We start from the raw sequence: 15859 nt of genomic DNA on the forward strand, positions 1-15859 counted from the left end.
CGTGGGAAGTGGCGGGGGCGGTCGGCTGTTGAGGGTACCGTGAACGTGATGGCGACGAGCGACGCGACCGACGGGACACCCGCTGTGATCGACGGCCTGGACGAGGTCGTCGGCCTCCTCGCGGGCAAGCGCGTCGCCGTGCTCTCCGGAGCGGGCCTCAGCACCGACTCCGGGATCCCGGACTACCGCGGCGAGGGCCGTCGGGTCCGGAAGCCGATGACCTTCCAGGAGTTCCGCGCCGACCCCGCGAAGCGCCAGCGCTACTGGGCCGGCTCGCACCTCGGGTGGCGCACCTTCGCCGCCGCCCGGCCGAACGCCGGACACCAGGCGCTCGCCGCGCTCGAAGCAGCCAGCGTGGTCTCCGGTGTCATCACGCAGAACGTCGACGGACTCCACCTCCGCGCGGGCTCCCGCCGCGTCGTCGAGATCCACGGGTCGATGGACCGCGCGCTCTGCCTGACGTGCGGACAGGTGTTCGCCCGCGCCGACCTCGCCAGGACCATCGACGGGCTGAACCCGTGGATCGACGAGCCCGGATCCGTCCTGCTGCAGCCCGACGGGGACGTCGAGATCACCGAGGTCGACCGGTTCGTCGTGCCGGACTGCTCCGTGTGCGGCGGGATGCTCAAGCCGGACGTGGTGTTCTTCGGCGAGTTCGTGCCCACCGAGAAGTTCAGCGAGTCGGTGTCGATCGTCGCGGACGCGGACGCGCTCCTCGTCGTCGGGTCCTCGTTGACCGTGAACTCCGGCGTGCGGCTCGTCGACCACGCCGCCCGCCGCAAGCACCCCGTCGTCATCGTGAACCGCGGCGACACGCGGAGCGATCGTCGGGCGGCCGTGAAGGTGGACGCGGGGACGACGGAGACGTTGGTCGCGCTCGCGGCGCGGCTCGCGCTGTAGTCCGGGCTGCGGCGCGCTCTGCGGCTCGCACTGCCACTCGCGCTGCGGCGCGCTCTGCGGCTCGCACTGCCACTCGCGCTGCGGCTCGCGCTGCGGCTCGCTCTGCCATGATCGAACGGTGACGACCCTCCTCTACCTCGTCCGGCACGGTGAGACCGACTGGAACAAGCAGCGCCGCATCCAGGGCTCGACCGACATCCCCCTCAACGACACCGGGCGGTCCCAGGCCACCGAGACCGCCGGCCTGCTCGCGCGCCGGTCGTTCGACGCCGTCGTGGCATCGCCCCTCGTTCGCGCGTACGAGACCGGGTCGATCATCGCCACGCGGCTCGGGCTCCCGGCGCCGACCACCTACCCGGGCCTCGCCGAGCGGTCCTACGGCGAGGCAGAGGGCCTCACCGACGACGAGGTCCTGGCGAACTACCCGCACGACGACATCCCGGGGCGGGAGTCCCGCGCGGCGCTGCTCGACCGCGTCACGGAGACCCTGGGCGAGATCGCCGTGCGGTACGACGGCGGTGTGATCGTCGTCGCGACCCACGGCGCCGTGATCCGGAGCGTCGTCAACGCCGCAGCCCCCGGCACCGCCGACCGGCACCACACCCCGATCCGGAACGGGTCCGTGCACTCGTTCCGCTGGGACCCGGAGCGCTTCCACGCGGAGCTGGTGCGCTTCGACGACCCGATCGAGGACGTCTCCGAGGCCCCGGGCAAGTACGCCTTCGACTACCAGAACCCCCTCGAGCGCCGGAGCTAGGGGCCGCCGAAGAACCCGCCGAGACCGGTCGCCCCGTCGGGCCGTGCGGCCTTCGCCTGCGCCGTCCGGATCCCCTGCGCGCCGTCGTCGCCCGTGCGCGGCGCCAGCGGGTCGTCGAGCCCCTCGAGCGCCTTCGCCCGCCGGGCTCCGGTGACGGCGAACACGACGCACATCGCAACGAGTCCAGCGAACACGATCAGCAGCGTGGCGAACACGACGGCCCCTCTCCGTTCCTGCCACCGTACCGAGCGTCAGCCAGAGCGGTGCACTCCGTTGCGCGATCGTTGCCCACGGGGCCGCCCATCCAATCGCTCCCCGGACTACGATCCTGTTCACCCAACGGCCCGGACCCGCGCGTGAGGGGGCGACATGACGATGGACGGACCCGGCACGGGCGGCCGCCACCGCGACTGGCCGCCGCGGGACGACGACGACCTCGATCGCGCGTTCGGACCGGACACGGCGTCGGTGCCGGTCCGGACGACGCCGCAGCGCGTGCGCTCGTGGTCGCTGCTCCTCGGCGGGGTCGTCGTGGTCGCCGTGGTCCTCGTCGTCGCGCTCTCGATGATCATCGGCAGCGTGCAGACCGGCGTCGGCGGGATCTTCCCCCGCCCGGACGCCACCCTCGCGAAGTTCACCTCCGAGGCGCGGACCATCGACGGTGTCGCTGGCACGTCCACCGCCGAGCCGACGAAGACGTCGTTCGCGAGCTACGACGTCACGGCGACCGTCACCGCGACCCCGGGCCTCGTCGACACCGCCCGCGAGGACCTCGTCGACCGCTTGAGTGCCGCCGCCGCGGACACGAGCGGGAACGGCGTGCACGTCTGGGCCGTCGCGGACTTCGGTGACGTCGAGGTCGGGATCTCACCGTCGGACGAACGCACCGAGCAGCGGCTGGCCCTCGCGTGGACGGTCCGGGCGATCCCCGGCGTGCAGGAGGTGCACTGCCTCTGGACGACGGCCGGCGAGAGCCGCTCCGACGAACCGGACGCCCAGGCCGTCACGGTCGAGACGGCCCCGACCGGGGTCGATCAGCACACGGCACAGACGCGCGTCGCCGAAGCCGTGCACAGGGTGTTCCCGGACGCGACGGTCGAGGTCGCCTCGCCCCCGCGAAGTCCTGACGCTCACGTCGCCGCGAACCCCGGCGACGCGTCAGCCCCGCCGCCCCCGCGCCGCCACCGCACGCTCGACCGCCTGCACGACCTGCTCCGCGGACTCGTCCCACCGGAACCGCCCCGCACGCACGACGGACTCCGCCGACGCAGCGTCCCACCGCGCCTCCAGCCGTCGCACCGCAGCAGCGACCGCGGACGGCGATCCGGGGTCGAAGTACTCCGCCACGTCCCCGCCGATCTCCCGGAAGATCGGGATGTCGCTGACGGCGACGGGCGTGCCGACCCCCATCGCCTCGACGAGCGGGATCCCGAACCCCTCGTCGTACGACGCCGTCACGAGTGCCGTCGCGGAGCGCAGCGCGTCCAGGTACTCCTCGTCCGATGCCCCGTCGTGGAACACCACGGCGCCCGGTCCGGCCAGCGCCGACAGCTGTGCACGATCGGCCTCGGACACCCGCGACATGCAGTGCAGTGTCCAGTCGGCGCCGAGCAGCGGCAGCGCGGCCACCAGCGTCTCGACGTTCTTGTACGGCATGAACGAGCCCATGTACACGAGCGTGCGGGTGCGGCCGTCAGCAGGCGACCGCACGGACGCGGGGTCGGCAGCGTTGTACGCCACGGTCACCGGGCGCTTCGTCAGCCGGTGTGCGGCGATCAGCCCGGCGGTCGTCGCGGACACCGTCACGACCCCGTCCGCACCGTTCAGCAGCATCCGCTGCGGCCACCACGCCAGGTGGAACGCACGCCACCCGAGCCGCAACGGCCACGAGAACTCCCGTGGCGGTGTCCGGTTCCGGTAGTAGATCAGGTCGTGCAGCGTCAGCACGAGGGCGTACGACCGCCCACGCGAGCCCATCGTCTGCATCGGCGAGAACACGGCGTCGAGTCCGAGCCGGTTCACGTGCCGCGCGACGAGCGGCTCCCCCGCGTCGGTGGGCGCCGGGATCCGCTCCCACGGGATGCCGTCCGGCAGCGAATCGAGCTGCCGGTCGTCGTTGACGAGCAGCACGAAGTCGTGCCGGTCCGGCAGGTTCGCCACGATGCCGGCGGTGAACCGGCTGATCCCGTCGTGCCGTCCGATCCGCACGTAGCGGCAGTCGATCCCGATCCGCAGGCGGCTCACGACGTGCGCTCCCCGCCTCGGTCCGGCCGGGAGGCTCGGCTCGCCCTGGCACCGCGCGCCGGCTTGGGCACGGGGTCGGCCATCCGGCGCAGGGTCGCCTCCGCGGCGGCGGCGGGGGTCTCGTAGTGCACCAGGTGCCCGACGTCCGGGATGACGACGAGCTCCGCGTTCCGCAGGCGGTCGGCGAGTGCGCGCTGTTCCGGGACGGCCGTGATGTCGTCACGCTCCGCGGCGATCATGAGCACGGGCACGTCGATGCGGTCGGCGTACTCGGACACGTCGTGCGTGACCGAGGTCCGGAACGCCTCGAGCACGCTCGTGCGGTTCGCGAACGCCGAGAAGTACCGGTCGTGCTGCTCGTGCACCCATCGGCGCATCTCCGGGTCCCGCGACTTGAGCATCGCGATGCTCATCACCCGCACGATCGCGCGGTTGCGGAGGAGCCCGAGGCCGACCGGCCGGGGCAGCGCGGCGCCCGCGCGGTAGTACGCGATGGCGATGCCCGTGCCGACCGCGCGCGGGCCCTGGAGTGCTGGGGCGGCGATCGGGTTCACGAGGACGAGCAGCCGGGTGTCGAGGCCGGCTGCGACCGCTGCCGACACCACGATCGAGCCGAACGAGTGCCCGAGGACCACCGCCGTGTGGTCGAGGCCGAGCGCCGCGTGGAACGCACGGAGCCACGCCACGTAGGAGTCGACGTCGGAGACCGCGAGCGGGTCGGAGATGCCGAAGCCGGGCAGGTCGGGGACGATCACGCGGACACCGACCAGGTGCGCCGCGATCGACTCGAGGCCGTGGTGGTCACCGCGGAACCCGTGCACGGCGAGGACCGTCTGCGCGGCGTCGGCGGGGCCGTACTCCCAGTAGTGCGTGGTGCGGCCGTCGACCTCCACGGCTCGGTGCACGACGGGCGTCGACGCCATCAACGACGAGTACGGGGAGAGGACCGGCGGTTGCATCCGCGTCAGTCTATGGAACGCACTCGGGAGCAGCCGCCTATCGTGTCCGGAGCGGGCCTCCAGCCACGGGTCCGTCGATGACGACGAGGAGCACGGTGACCTTCACAGCCCCGATCCAGCTGCCCGGACTGACGCTCGACCCTCTCTGGTACAAGCGATCCGTCTTCTACGAGTGCATGATCCGGTCGTTCGTCGACTCGAACGGGGACGGCACCGGCGACCTCCAGGGGCTGATCAGTCGCCTCGACTACCTGCAGTGGCTCGGTGTCGACGCACTGTGGCTGCCGCCGTTCTTCAAGTCCCCGTTGCGCGACGGCGGCTACGACATCGCCGACTACAAGGCGATCCTGCCGGAGTTCGGCACGCTCGAGGAGTTCCGCGAGCTCGTCACGAAGTCGCACGAGCGGAACATGCGCATCGTGATCGACATGGTGATCAACCACACCAGCGACCAGCACGAGTGGTTCCAGCAGTCCCGCGAGGACCCGGACGGCCCCTACGGCGACTTCTACGTCTGGCGTGACACCGACGAGCACTACGAGAACATCCGCATCATCTTCGTCGACACCGAGGAGTCGAACTGGACGTTCGACCCGGTTCGTCGGCAGTTCTTCTTCCACCGGTTCTTCTCGCACCAGCCGGACCTCAACTTCGAGAACCCGGCCGTCGTCGAAGCGGTGTACGACGTCGTCCGGCACTGGCTCGACCTCGGTGTCGACGGCCTCCGGCTCGACGCGATCCCGTACCTCTTCGAAACAGAGGAGGGCAACGGCGAGGGTGAGCCCGAGACGCACGAGTTCATCAAGAAGCTCCGCGCGATGGTCGACGAGGAGTACCCCGGGCGTGTCCTGATCGCCGAGGCGAACCAGTGGCCCCGGGAGACCGCCGCGTTCTTCGGCACCGACGAGGAGCCCGAGTGCCACATGGCGTTCGACTTCCCCGTGATGCCCCGCATCTTCTACTCGCTCCGCGCCCAGCACGCCAAGGAGCTCTCCGCGATCCTCTCCGAGACGCTCGACGTCCCGGAGAGCGCCGCGTGGGGCGTGTTCCTCCGCAACCACGACGAGCTGACGCTCGAGATGGTGAGCGAGGAGTACCGCCAGGCGATGTACGGCTGGTACGGCTACGACCCGCGGATGCGGTCGAACATCGGCATCCGGCGCCGCCTCGCTCCCCTGCTCGACAACTCCCGTGCCGAGCTCGAGTTGATCCACGCGCTGCTGTTCTCGCTGCCGGGGTCGCCGTTCCTGTACTACGGCGACGAGATCGGGATGGGCGACAACATCTGGCTCCCGGACCGCGACGCGTCGCGCACGCCGATGCAGTGGACCCCGGACCGGAACGCCGGCTTCTCCACCGCCGACCCGGGCAAGCTGTTCCTGCCGGTCGTCCAGTCGCTCGTGTACAACTACGCGCAGGTCAACGTCGAGGCGCAGCTCGCCCAGTCACGATCCCTGCTGCACTGGGTCCGCAACGTGATCCACGTGCGGAAGGCGCACCCGGTCTTCGGGATGGGGTCGATCGCGGTGCAGCAGACGGACAACGAGAGCGTCCTGGCGTTCGTCCGCTCGTGGGAGGGTACCGGCACCCAGTTCGGTCCCTCCGCCGAGGACGTCCTCTGCGTGTTCTCGTTCGCGGTCAACGCCACCACGGCGACGATCTCCGCGCCGGAGTTCGCGGGCCGTCCGCTGTACGACCTGTTCGGCGGCAGCTCGTTCCCGTCCTTCGACGAGGAGGGCAACGTCACGCTGACGCTCGGGACGCAGTCGTTCTACTGGCTGCACGTCGGCGCCGCACCGAACGCGTGACGTGCCGCGCGGCGACGGGGTGTGTCGGTGCGTCCGGTTAGCCTGACACCGTGACGTTCACGACAGCACAGCTCGACCCGCCGACGCCGGCGCAGGACCTCTCGACCCGGCCCTGGTGGCACGCACTCGGGGTCTTCGACCTCGAGACCACCGGCATCGACGTTGAGACCGCACGGATCGTCACCGCGCACGTCGGCCTGATCGACATGACGGGTCGCAGCATCGTCGAGGGCTCATGGCTCGCCGACCCCGGTGTGCCGATCCCGGAACAGGCCTCGGCGGTGCACGGCATCAGCACCGAGCGCGCCCAGGCCGAGGGGCGTCCCGCCGGAGAAGTCGTGGCGGAGATCGTCGCCGCGATCGAGGCGGTGTTCGCCCGCGGGATCCCGCTCGTCATCTACAACGCCCCGTACGACCTCACGCTGCTCGACCGGGAAGCCAAGCGGCACGGCATCGCGTCCCCGGTGATCGGCAACGTCGTCGACCCGCTGGTCATCGACAAGGCGCTCGACACCTACCGCAAGGGCAAGCGCACGCTCGAAGCGGCGGCAGAGGTCTACGGCGTCACACTCTCGGACGCCCACGACGCCGGCGCCGACGCGATCGCTGCCGGCCGTGTGGCGCAGGCCATCGCGGTGAAGTACCCGGACGACCTCACCGTCTCCGCGGAAGAGCTACACCGCAAGCAGGTCGGCTGGTGCGCGGACCAGGCGGTCTCGTTCCAGGAGTACATGCGCAAGAAGCGCGACCCCTCCTTCACCGCCGACGGCCGCTGGCCCCACCGCACCGCCGACTGAGGCGTCCCCGCATCCGCGGTGTCGAACGGCGCCGCACAACGGAACCCGGCTCGAACCACGAACGTCCGTGGTTCGAGCCGGGTTTGCTTGTGCGACGCCGAACCGCACCGCGGCGCGCGCGCGAGCGACCGAGCGAGCGCGCGAGTACGCGGGCGCGCGACCGCGGAACGCGAACGGGCGGCCCTCCCGAAGGAGGACCGCCCGTGGAGCGCGAGGCTGCTTACTTGCTGAAGCCCTTGAAGCGCTGGTTGAACTTCTCGACGCGACCGGCCGAGTCGAGGATGCGCTGCTTGCCCGTGTAGAACGGGTGCGACGCGGACGAGATCTCGACGTCGATCACCGGGTAGGTGGCACCGTCGAGCTCGATGGTCTTGTCGCTGTTCGCGGTCGAACGCGTCAGGAACGTCTCACCGGAAGCCAGGTCGCGGAAGACGATGGCGCGGTACTCGGGGTGGATGGCGGTCTTCATGGAGATTCCTCGGGGGTGGTTGCGGTGTTGAGAGAAGGGGCGGATGCCCCGGAAGTCATTGGCTCACGCCAGCCGTCCACGTTACCAGATGGCAGGCACGATGTGGGGCAGGACTCAGGCTGCGCGCGCCGTGAAGCGCCCGGAGTCCTTCGTCACGGTGAGGTCGATGCCGAACGCCTCGGTCAGCGTGGCGTCCGTGAGGACCTCGTCGATGGGGCCGGCGGCCTGGATGTGCCCGTCCGCCAGGATCAGGGCGTGCGTGAAGCCCTCGGGGATCTCCTCGACGTGGTGCGTCACGATGACGATCGCCGGCGAGTCGGAGCTCTTCGCGTAGCCGCCGAGCGTCCGCACGAGGCTCTCGCGCGCGCCGAGGTCGAGCGACGCGGCGGGCTCGTCGAGGAACAGGATCTCGGGGTCGGTCATCACCGCTCGGGCGATCTGCACGCGCTTCTGCTCGCCGTCGCTGAGCTCCCCGAAGGTCCGGTCGGTGAAGGCGCCGAGGCCCCACTCGTCGAGGACCCGCTGGGCGCGGCGCACGTCGAGCTCGTCGTACTCCTCGTTCCAGCGACCCGTGACCGAGTACGCGGCGGTGAGGACGACGTCGATGACCTTCTCGGTCACCGGGATCCGGCGGGCGAGAGCGGTCGACGCGAACCCGATGCGGGGCCGCAGTTCGAACAGGTCGGCGCCGCCGAGCTCGGTCCCGAGCACCTCGACCTCTCCCGAGGTCGGGAAGGACTGCGCACCTGCGACCTGCAGCAGCGTGGTCTTGCCGGCACCGTTCGCACCGAGCACGACCCACCGCTCGTCGTCCTGCACCTCCCACGAGATCCCGTCGAGGATGGTGGCCCCGTTCCGGACCACGGACACGTCTGACAAGCGCACAACCGAGGGCATGCCCCAACCCTACGCGAGCGGACGTGCCGAAACGGGGCACACGCCGAGGGTCACTCCGCGAGCAGTCCCTCGATCTGTCCGAGCGCCAGCAGCATGCCCTCGCGCATCCCCATCTCGAGGAGCTGTTCGAGCTGCTCCGCCGTCGCGAAGTGCGCCGTGTTCGTCATCCTGGTGCGCCCGCCGAGGTCCTCGAGGGTCATCACCATCGTGGTGATCGGCATCGAGGTGTCCGGCTCCCCCGACTCGTCGGCGAACCCGTCCTCGATCGTCAGGGAGCGCGGCGGGTCGACCGCGGTGACGACCCAGTAGCCCGGCGCCTTCGACCCGTCTGGCCCGGTCATGAAGTAGTCGCTCCGGGCTCCCGGTTCGAGCGAGTGCCGCACGAACGTCGCCGGCCAGGTCGGCGGACCCCACCAGCGCTCGAGCTGCCGAGGGTCCTCCCACACCTGCCAGACGCGTTCGACGGGCGCGTCGAACTCGGCGGTGAAGGTCATGGTGAGTGCGTCGACGTCGTGCGACGCATCGATGGTGGTGCTCATGTGCCGGTCCCCTCGGGGTCGGGTGTGCTCCCTCAGGGAGCGGTGGAGGGTCGACCGGCGGGGTCCTCGTCGCTGAGGAGCTCCGTGATCCGCTCGGCCCGGTGCCGCCACAGGTCCTCGTAGGACCGCAGCAGACGATCGGCGCGCTGCACGCCACCGATCTCGCTCGTGACGATCTGCTCCCGCCCGCGCCGTTCCTTGCGGACCAGCTCGGCACGCTCGAGCACCGCGACGTGCTTCTGCACGGCCGCGAAGCTCATCGCGTACCCGGCGGCGAGCGAGGACACCGACTGCTCGCGCACGATGACGCGCCGGACGATGTCCCGGCGCGTCGCGTCCGCGAGGGCCGCGAACACGCGGTCCACCGCCTCGGCCTCCATCTCATCACGTACAACCATCGAGTTGTACGTTACGCCGCGCAGGTTCCGTGCGCAACGGCCGGGAGGCCCGGGTGACGTCCGTTGCGGACGTCACCCGGGCCTCCCGTCGGTGCCAGGGCCGTGGTGCGCTCAGCGCGCGGCCAACACCTCGTCGTAGACGGCGCGCGTGCGCGTCGCGATCGCGGCCCACGTGAACTCGGTCTCCACGCGGAGGCGGCCGGCGCGACCCATCAGCTTGGCGAGACCGATGTCGGACAGCACCTCGTTGAGGGTCGCCGCGAGGTCCGCGACGTACTTGTCGGGGTCGGTCGGCGTGCCGGTGCCGTCGGTGGCCTGGTCGATCGGGACGATCCGACCGGTCAGGCCGTCGGCGACGACCTCGGGGATGCCGCCCGTGCCGGTGCCGACGACGGGGATGCCGCAGGCCATCGCCTCGAGGTTCACGATGCCGAGCGGCTCGTAGATCGACGGGCAGACGAAGACGGTGCCCGAGGAGAGCACGTGCACGATCTCCTGGTGCGCGAGCATCCGGTCGATCCAGACGACGCCGTCGCGCTCCTTCCGGAGGTCCTCGACGAGGCCGGTGACCTCCGCCATGATCTCCGGGGTGTCCGGCGCGCCGGCACACAGGACGATCTGGACCTCGGGTGGGAGCGCCGCGACCGCGCGGAGCAGGTACGGCAGGCCCTTCTGGCGGGTGATGCGCCCGACGAAGACGACGCTCGGGCGCTCCGGGTCGATCCCGAGTGCGCGCACCGCGTCCTCGTTCACGTCGGGCTTCCACTCGTCGACGTCGATGCCGTTGTAGACGACCCGCACCTTCGCCGGGTCGATGGACGGGTACGAGCGGAGGATGTCGGCGCGCATGGCCTTGGACACCGCGATGACGGCGTCGGCCTGCTCGAAGGACTCCCGCTCGAGCCAGCTGGAGAGCCGGTACCCGCCGCCGAGCTGCTCGGCCTTCCACGGGCGGAGCGGCTCGAGGGAGTGCGCCGTGACGACGTGCGGGATGCCCTGCGTCAGCTGCGCGAGACGACCGGCACCGTTGGCGTACCAGGTGTGCGAGTGGACGAGGTCGGCACCCTCGGTGTCCGCCGCGATCTGCACGTCGGTGCCGAGCGCCTGGAGCGCGCCGTTGGCGTTCTCGAGCCCCTCGGGGGTGCGGTAGGCCCACACGCCCTCTTCGTCGCGGAACCCACCGAAGGCACGGACGCGCACCTCCGTGTCGGTCCCCGAGCGCAAGGCCGCGGTCAGTTCGGCCACGTGGACGCCAGCACCGCCGTAGACCTCCGGCGGATACTCCCTGGTCAGTAGATCGACTCGCACGCGTTCAACGTAACCGGTTCCCAGTCCGCACGCCTACTGTGAACCACATGCCATCGAAGAAGATATTCGGCATCGTCCTCGCGGGGGGCGAAGGAAAGCGCCTCATGCCGCTGACCGCCGATCGTGCCAAGCCAGCCGTCCCGTTCGGTGGCAACTTCCGCCTCATCGACTTCGCGTTGTCGAACCTGGTCAACTCCGGGCTCAACCGCATCGTCGTGCTGACCCAGTACAAGTCGCACAGCCTCGACCGCCACGTCGCGGAGACCTGGCGCATGGAGGGGCTGCTCGGCTCCTACGTGGCGTCCGTCCCGGCACAGCAGCGGCTCGGCAAGCGCTGGTTCGCCGGCTCGGCCGACGCGATCCTGCAGTCGCTCAACCTGCTCCGCGACGAGCGCCCGGACATCGTCGTCGTCGTCGGCGCCGACCACGTGTACCGGATGGACTTCTCCCAGATGGTCGAGGCGCACATCGCCTCCGGTCGCAGCGCCACCGTCGCGGCGATCCGGCAGCCGATCGGGCTCGCCGACCAGTTCGGTGTCATCCAGGTCGCCGCCGACGACCCGACCAAGATCGACGCGTTCCTCGAGAAGCCGACGGACGCCATCGGGCTGGCCGACTCCCCCGGCGAGATCCTCGCGTCGATGGGCAACTACGTCTTCGACGCCGATGCCCTGGTCGACGCGGTGCTCCGCGACGGGCAGGTCGAGACGTCGAACCACGACATGGGCGGCGACATCGTCCCCGACTTCGTGAACCGCGGCGACGCGGGCGTCTACGACCTGAAGGGCAACGAGGTCCCCGGGTCGAACGACCGCGACAAGTACTACTGGCGCGACGTGGGGACGATCGACTCGTTCTACGACGCCCACATGGACCTGATCGCCCCGGTGCCGGTGTTCAACCTCTACAACACCGACTGGCCGATCTTCAACCAGCAGACGAACCTGCCGCCGGCGAAGTTCGTCCGGGATGCGAACGGGAACACCGGCTCCACCGTGGACTCGATCATCGCGCTCGGCTGCCTGCTCTCCGGGGCCACCGTCGAACGCAGTGTCATCGGGCCGTGGTGCGGGATCGACTCCGGGTCGAAGGTCCTCGACTCGATCGTGTTCGAGCGGGCGTCGATCGGTGCCGGGTCCGTCGTGAACCGGGCGATCCTCGACAAGGACGTGGTGATCGCGCCGGGTGCCCAGGTCGGCATCGACCGCGAAGCCGACGAGGCCCGCGGGTTCACCGTCACCGAGTCCGGGATCACCGTCGTGGGCAAGGGCGTGCGCGTCGAGGCCTGACGGCTGCCGACGCCCGACCGCCCCGACGCTCGACGCTCGACGTCACAGGAGGCGCGGCACCGTTACCGTTGTGACGTGCCGCGCTTCCTCGTCGTCCTCGATGCCGACTCCACCCTGCTCGAGGACGAGGTCATCGAGCTCCTCGCCGACGCCGCCGGGACCCGACCACAGGTGCAGGCGGTCACGGAGCGCGCCATGCGCGGCGAGATCGACTTCGCCGAGAGCCTCCGGGAGCGTGTCGCGACCCTTGCGGGCCTCCAGGCCGACGTCTTCGCGCGTGCACGGGAGTCGGTCCGTGTGACGCGGGGCGCGGCGGAACTGGTCCGCGGCGTGCACGCGGCCGGTGGCACCGTCGGGGTCGTGTCCGGCGGGTTCCACGAGGTGCTCGACCCGTTCGCGGCGTCGCTCGGGCTGGACCACTGCCAGGCGAACCGGCTCGAGGTCGCCGACGGCGTGCTGACCGGGCGGGTGCTCGGCGTCGTCGTGGACGCGCACGCGAAGGCCGCGGCGCTCCGGGCGTGGGCATCCACGGACGGTGTGCCGCTCACGCGGACGATCGCGATCGGCGACGGGGCGAACGACCTGGAGATGATGCGGGTCGCCGCGCTGTCGGTGGCGTTCGACGCGAAGCCGCGCGTGCGGGAGTCCGCCGACGTCGTCGTCGTGGACCGGGACCTGTCCCCGGTGCTCGCGGCGCTCGGCCTGCGCGGCTGACGCGCGCCGCGGCCGCGCTCGCACAGGCGACCGGCGGCCCCGGCAGCCCGGCGGCGGCGCGCTGGCGTCTAGTGGCCCATCCCGAGGCCACCGTCGACGGGGATGACCGCGCCGGAGACGTACCCGGCTCCGTCGCTCGCCAGGAACAGCGTGGCGTCCGCGACGTCGTCCACGGTGCCGTAGCGCCCGGCCGGGATCTGCTTCTTGAACTCGGCCTGCAGTTCCTCCGGGAGCGCGGCCGTCATGTCGGTCTGGATGAACCCGGGCGCGACGACGTTCGCCGTGATGCCGCGGGACCCGAGCTCGCGCGTGATCGACCGCGCCATGCCGACGAGTGCCGCCTTGGACGAGGCGTAGTTGACCTGGCCGACCTGGCCGTAGGCACCGACGACGCTCGACATCAGCACGATGCGGCCGAACTTCGCGCGCATCATGCCCTTGGTCGCCCGCTTGACCACGCGGAAGGTCCCCGTGAGGTTCGTGTCGATGACGCTCGTGAAGTCCTCCTCGCTCATGCGGAGGAGCAGCCCGTCGTTCGTGATGCCGGCGTTCGCGACGAGGACCTCGATCGGGCCGAGCTCGGCCTCCACCCGGGTGAACGCCGCGTCGACCGAGGCCGAGTCCGTGATGTCCGCCTGCACCGTGAGCGCACCATCGGGTCCGCCGTCGCCGCTCCGTGAGGTGACGGCGACACGGTGCCCGGCCTCGATGAAGCGCGTCGCCAGCGCGTGGCCGATGCCGCGGTTGCCGCCGGTGATGAGGACGGTACGGGGGGTGGTCATGGTGGCTCCGTTCGGTGGGTGCTCGCGGGCGCGCGGGAGGGACCGCAGCCCCGACACGCCCGCACGAGCCTACCGGTGCGGACGCGGACCGGATGATGCGGCCAAGTGTCGGTGGGCGGGCTTAGGCTTGGGACAGGGAAGACGGAGATCGAAACGCATGAAGACGACGCGACACATGACGCGACGCACGACGCAGGCCATCACGGCCCTTCCGGAGACACCGCAGATCGACCGGAAGCACCGTCTGTCGCGGTACATCTGGCAGATGGCGGTGCGCGTGATCCTCTTCGTCGGGGCCGTCCTCGTCTACACGGTCTGGCACAGCCCCTGGCTCGCCCTCATCCCGATCGTCCTCGCTGGCATCATCCCGTGGATCGCGGTCGTGATCGCGAACGCCGGCAGCCACACCGAGTCCGACTACGTCGCGCCGGCCGGGGCCGTGGTGCGCGCGGCCGACTACGACCCGCGACTCCGCGAACAGCAGGAAGACGCCCGCGCGCAGGCCTACCGCGACGAGCAGGAGCGTCTCCGTCAGGGCGCGCAGCACGCGCAGGAAGAATGGCAGCGCAACGGCGACCGCTCCCGCGTCTGGGGGCACCGCTGATGGGCGCCACCTTCGACCTCGTCACCGAGCCGGGCTCGACGCCCGTCTGCTCCCGCGCCGGGTGCTCCACCTCGGCCAGCTGGCGCGTCAACTGGCGGAACCCGCGCATCCACGCGATCGACCGCGTGAAGATCTGGGCCGCCTGCGACGAGCACCGCGACTTCCTCGCCGGGTACCTCCGCTCCCGGACGTTCCCGGTCCGCGTGACCGGCATCGACGAGGACGTCGACCACCTCGACGACGCCAAGCAGCACGACGACACACCGAAGAACGACGTCGGTGAGCGGCGCGCGGCGAACGAGCGATGACCGAGTTCGACCCACGCTCCCGCTACGGCCGACGCCACGCGGAACGGCTCCGACGCGCCGCTGACGAAGCCCGTCGTGCGGTGCCGGTCGACCAGCTCCCCGAACGCGCCCCGGACGATCCGTTCGTCGGGTGGGGCTTCGTCCGCAGCCGCCGCTGGCTCGGGTACTTCGCGATCGCCGTCGCCTTCGCGATCGTCTGCGCGCTGTTCGGCATGTGGCAGTGGGACCGCCGGAACGAAGCCGTGCGGGAGAACCTCCAGGTCTCGCAGAACTACGACCACACCCCGGTGGCCATCGACCAGGCGCTCCCCCGTGCCTCGAGCTGGAACGACGACCAGACCTGGCTCCGCGTCAGCGTCACCGGCCGGTACGACACCGACGACCAGCTCCTCGTCCGGAACCGCGTCCACAACGGGCAGCCCGGCTTCGAGGTCCTGACGCCCCTCGTCACCGCCGACGGCCGCGCCTTCGTCGTCGACCGCGGCTGGGTGCCCACCGGGAACCGGCAGGACGCTCCGGACAGCATCCCCGCGCCGCCCTCCGGCCAGGTCACGGTCATCGCCCGGCTGCAGCAGACCGAACCGCGGATCCCCGGCCGCACCGACCCCGCACACACCGACCAGGTGCAGTCGGTCACGCTCAGCGACGTCGCGAAGAAGGTCGACCCGCCGATCTGGACCGGCGCCTACGGACAGCTCGCGTCCGAGAACCCGGCCCCGACCCAAGCCCGGCCGCTCGGCTGGGACCGCCCGAGCGCGGACACCGGGCTGCACCTGAGCTACTTCATCCAGTGGTTCATGTTCGCCGCGGGGGGCTTCGGGTTCCTGACGTACCTGATGGTGCAGGAGTACCGGAACCTCAACCAGGACGACCCGGAAGAGCGCGAGCGCGCCCTCGAGCGGCAGCGCCGCAAGGACGCCCGCCCGAAGACGGACGCCGACATCGAGGACGAGCTCCTCGAGTCCACGCGCCGGCGCTGACGCGGCCTAGGTGTAGTTCCCCGTGAGGTTATGAACGCGATCTGATGGGGTTTGGCCGCCGAGGCCGGTGTGTGGTCGGTGGTGATTGTAGTGATGCAGCCAGTCC

The 15859-nt window shown here is 70.8% G+C and carries 18 protein-coding genes and 1 pseudogene; 9 read left to right on the forward strand and 10 right to left on the reverse strand.

What is annotated here, in order from left to right; genetic code table 11:
• Positions 1-48 precede the first annotated feature (48 nt).
• Positions 49-900 carry a Sir2 family NAD-dependent protein deacetylase gene (locus EDF27_RS16920; protein WP_132050114.1) on the forward strand — a complete coding sequence of 284 codons (852 nt, stop codon included), beginning with the start codon at positions 49-51 and terminating at the stop codon, positions 898-900.
• Positions 901-1018: 118 nt separating this feature from the next.
• The gene (locus EDF27_RS16925) at positions 1019-1657 is read left to right on the forward strand and encodes a histidine phosphatase family protein (RefSeq protein WP_123653485.1); all 639 of its coding nucleotides are present in this window, start codon (positions 1019-1021) and stop codon (positions 1655-1657) included.
• On the opposite strand, the gene EDF27_RS16930 is transcribed toward EDF27_RS16925, so the two are convergent.
• From EDF27_RS16930 to EDF27_RS16940, 3 genes are all read right to left on the reverse strand, one after another.
• A complete protein-coding gene (locus EDF27_RS16930; protein WP_123653486.1) occupies positions 1654-1872 on the reverse strand; it encodes a hypothetical protein in 219 nt (72 codons plus the stop codon). The two genes, EDF27_RS16925 and EDF27_RS16930, sit on opposite strands and share 4 nt — an antisense overlap.
• Before the next feature lie 943 nt (positions 1873-2815).
• Complete coding sequence (locus EDF27_RS16935; RefSeq protein WP_132050154.1) at positions 2816-3892, reverse strand: glycosyltransferase family 1 protein; 1077 nt, start codon at positions 3890-3892, stop codon at positions 2816-2818.
• Between the two features lie 5 nt (positions 3893-3897).
• Positions 3898-4860: an alpha/beta hydrolase gene (locus tag EDF27_RS16940; RefSeq protein WP_132050116.1), complete on the reverse strand. Its 963-nt coding sequence runs from the start codon at positions 4858-4860 to the stop codon at positions 3898-3900.
• 95 nt (positions 4861-4955) lie between these two features.
• Here EDF27_RS16940 and treS point away from each other — a divergent pair, with 95 nt between their 5' ends.
• On the forward strand, positions 4956-6668 hold the full coding sequence (treS, locus tag EDF27_RS16945) for a maltose alpha-D-glucosyltransferase (protein ID WP_132050118.1): 1713 nt from the start codon (positions 4956-4958) through the stop codon (positions 6666-6668).
• A gap of 50 nt (positions 6669-6718) precedes the next feature.
• Positions 6719-7465: a 3'-5' exonuclease gene (locus EDF27_RS16950; RefSeq protein ID WP_132050120.1), complete on the forward strand. Its 747-nt coding sequence runs from the start codon at positions 6719-6721 to the stop codon at positions 7463-7465.
• A gap of 220 nt (positions 7466-7685) precedes the next feature.
• On the opposite strand, the gene EDF27_RS16955 is transcribed toward EDF27_RS16950, so the two are convergent.
• From EDF27_RS16955 to glgA, 5 genes are all read right to left on the reverse strand, one after another.
• Positions 7686-7934: a type B 50S ribosomal protein L31 gene (locus tag EDF27_RS16955; protein ID WP_123653491.1), complete on the reverse strand. Its 249-nt coding sequence runs from the start codon at positions 7932-7934 to the stop codon at positions 7686-7688.
• Positions 7935-8048: 114 nt separating this feature from the next.
• Positions 8049-8831: an ABC transporter ATP-binding protein gene (locus EDF27_RS16960; protein WP_123653492.1), complete on the reverse strand. Its 783-nt coding sequence runs from the start codon at positions 8829-8831 to the stop codon at positions 8049-8051.
• Between the two features lie 50 nt (positions 8832-8881).
• Positions 8882-9370: an SRPBCC domain-containing protein gene (locus tag EDF27_RS16965; protein WP_123653493.1), complete on the reverse strand. Its 489-nt coding sequence runs from the start codon at positions 9368-9370 to the stop codon at positions 8882-8884.
• A 32-nt stretch (positions 9371-9402) separates the two neighbouring features.
• Positions 9403-9768 (reverse strand): helix-turn-helix domain-containing protein, encoded by a 366-nt coding sequence (locus tag EDF27_RS16970; RefSeq protein WP_132050122.1) that lies wholly within the window; start codon positions 9766-9768, stop codon positions 9403-9405.
• A 111-nt stretch (positions 9769-9879) separates the two neighbouring features.
• On the reverse strand, positions 9880-11076 hold the full coding sequence (gene glgA / locus EDF27_RS16975) for a glycogen synthase (RefSeq protein WP_123653495.1): 1197 nt from the start codon (positions 11074-11076) through the stop codon (positions 9880-9882).
• Positions 11077-11123: 47 nt separating this feature from the next.
• On the opposite strand from glgA, the gene EDF27_RS16980 reads away from it, so the two are divergent.
• Both EDF27_RS16980 and serB read left to right on the forward strand, forming a co-directional pair.
• Positions 11124-12365: a glucose-1-phosphate adenylyltransferase gene (locus EDF27_RS16980; RefSeq protein WP_123653496.1), complete on the forward strand. Its 1242-nt coding sequence runs from the start codon at positions 11124-11126 to the stop codon at positions 12363-12365.
• Between the two features lie 75 nt (positions 12366-12440).
• The gene (gene serB, locus EDF27_RS16985; protein WP_132050124.1) at positions 12441-13079 is read left to right on the forward strand and encodes a phosphoserine phosphatase SerB; all 639 of its coding nucleotides are present in this window, start codon (positions 12441-12443) and stop codon (positions 13077-13079) included.
• A 68-nt stretch (positions 13080-13147) separates the two neighbouring features.
• Here the strand turns inward: serB and fabG are convergent, their stop codons facing one another.
• Positions 13148-13861, reverse strand: coding sequence for a 3-oxoacyl-ACP reductase FabG (gene fabG, locus EDF27_RS16990; protein ID WP_123653498.1), 714 nt, complete (start codon positions 13859-13861; stop codon positions 13148-13150).
• Between the two features lie 175 nt (positions 13862-14036).
• Here fabG and EDF27_RS19975 point away from each other — a divergent pair, with 175 nt between their 5' ends.
• The 3 genes and pseudogenes from EDF27_RS19975 to EDF27_RS17005 all read left to right on the forward strand — a co-directional run bounded on the left by EDF27_RS19975 (position 14037) and on the right by EDF27_RS17005 (position 15753).
• Complete coding sequence (locus tag EDF27_RS19975) at positions 14037-14465, forward strand: DUF3099 domain-containing protein (protein ID WP_123653499.1); 429 nt, start codon at positions 14037-14039, stop codon at positions 14463-14465.
• Positions 14465-14671, forward strand: a pseudogene (locus EDF27_RS17000) (hypothetical protein); the annotation flags it as partial. The gene EDF27_RS19975 and the pseudogene EDF27_RS17000, both read left to right, overlap by 1 nt.
• A gap of 98 nt (positions 14672-14769) precedes the next feature.
• Positions 14770-15753, forward strand: a complete 984-nt coding sequence (locus EDF27_RS17005; RefSeq protein ID WP_132050126.1) for an SURF1 family protein — start codon at positions 14770-14772, stop codon at positions 15751-15753.
• Between the two features lie 6 nt (positions 15754-15759).
• On the opposite strand, the gene EDF27_RS17010 is transcribed toward EDF27_RS17005, so the two are convergent.
• The coding region (locus tag EDF27_RS17010) for an integrase core domain-containing protein (protein ID WP_132050129.1) at positions 15760-15859 on the reverse strand (100 nt) is incomplete at its 5' end.

Source organism: Curtobacterium sp. PhB136, assembly GCF_004346855.1.
GTDB lineage: Bacteria > Actinomycetota > Actinomycetes > Actinomycetales > Microbacteriaceae > Curtobacterium.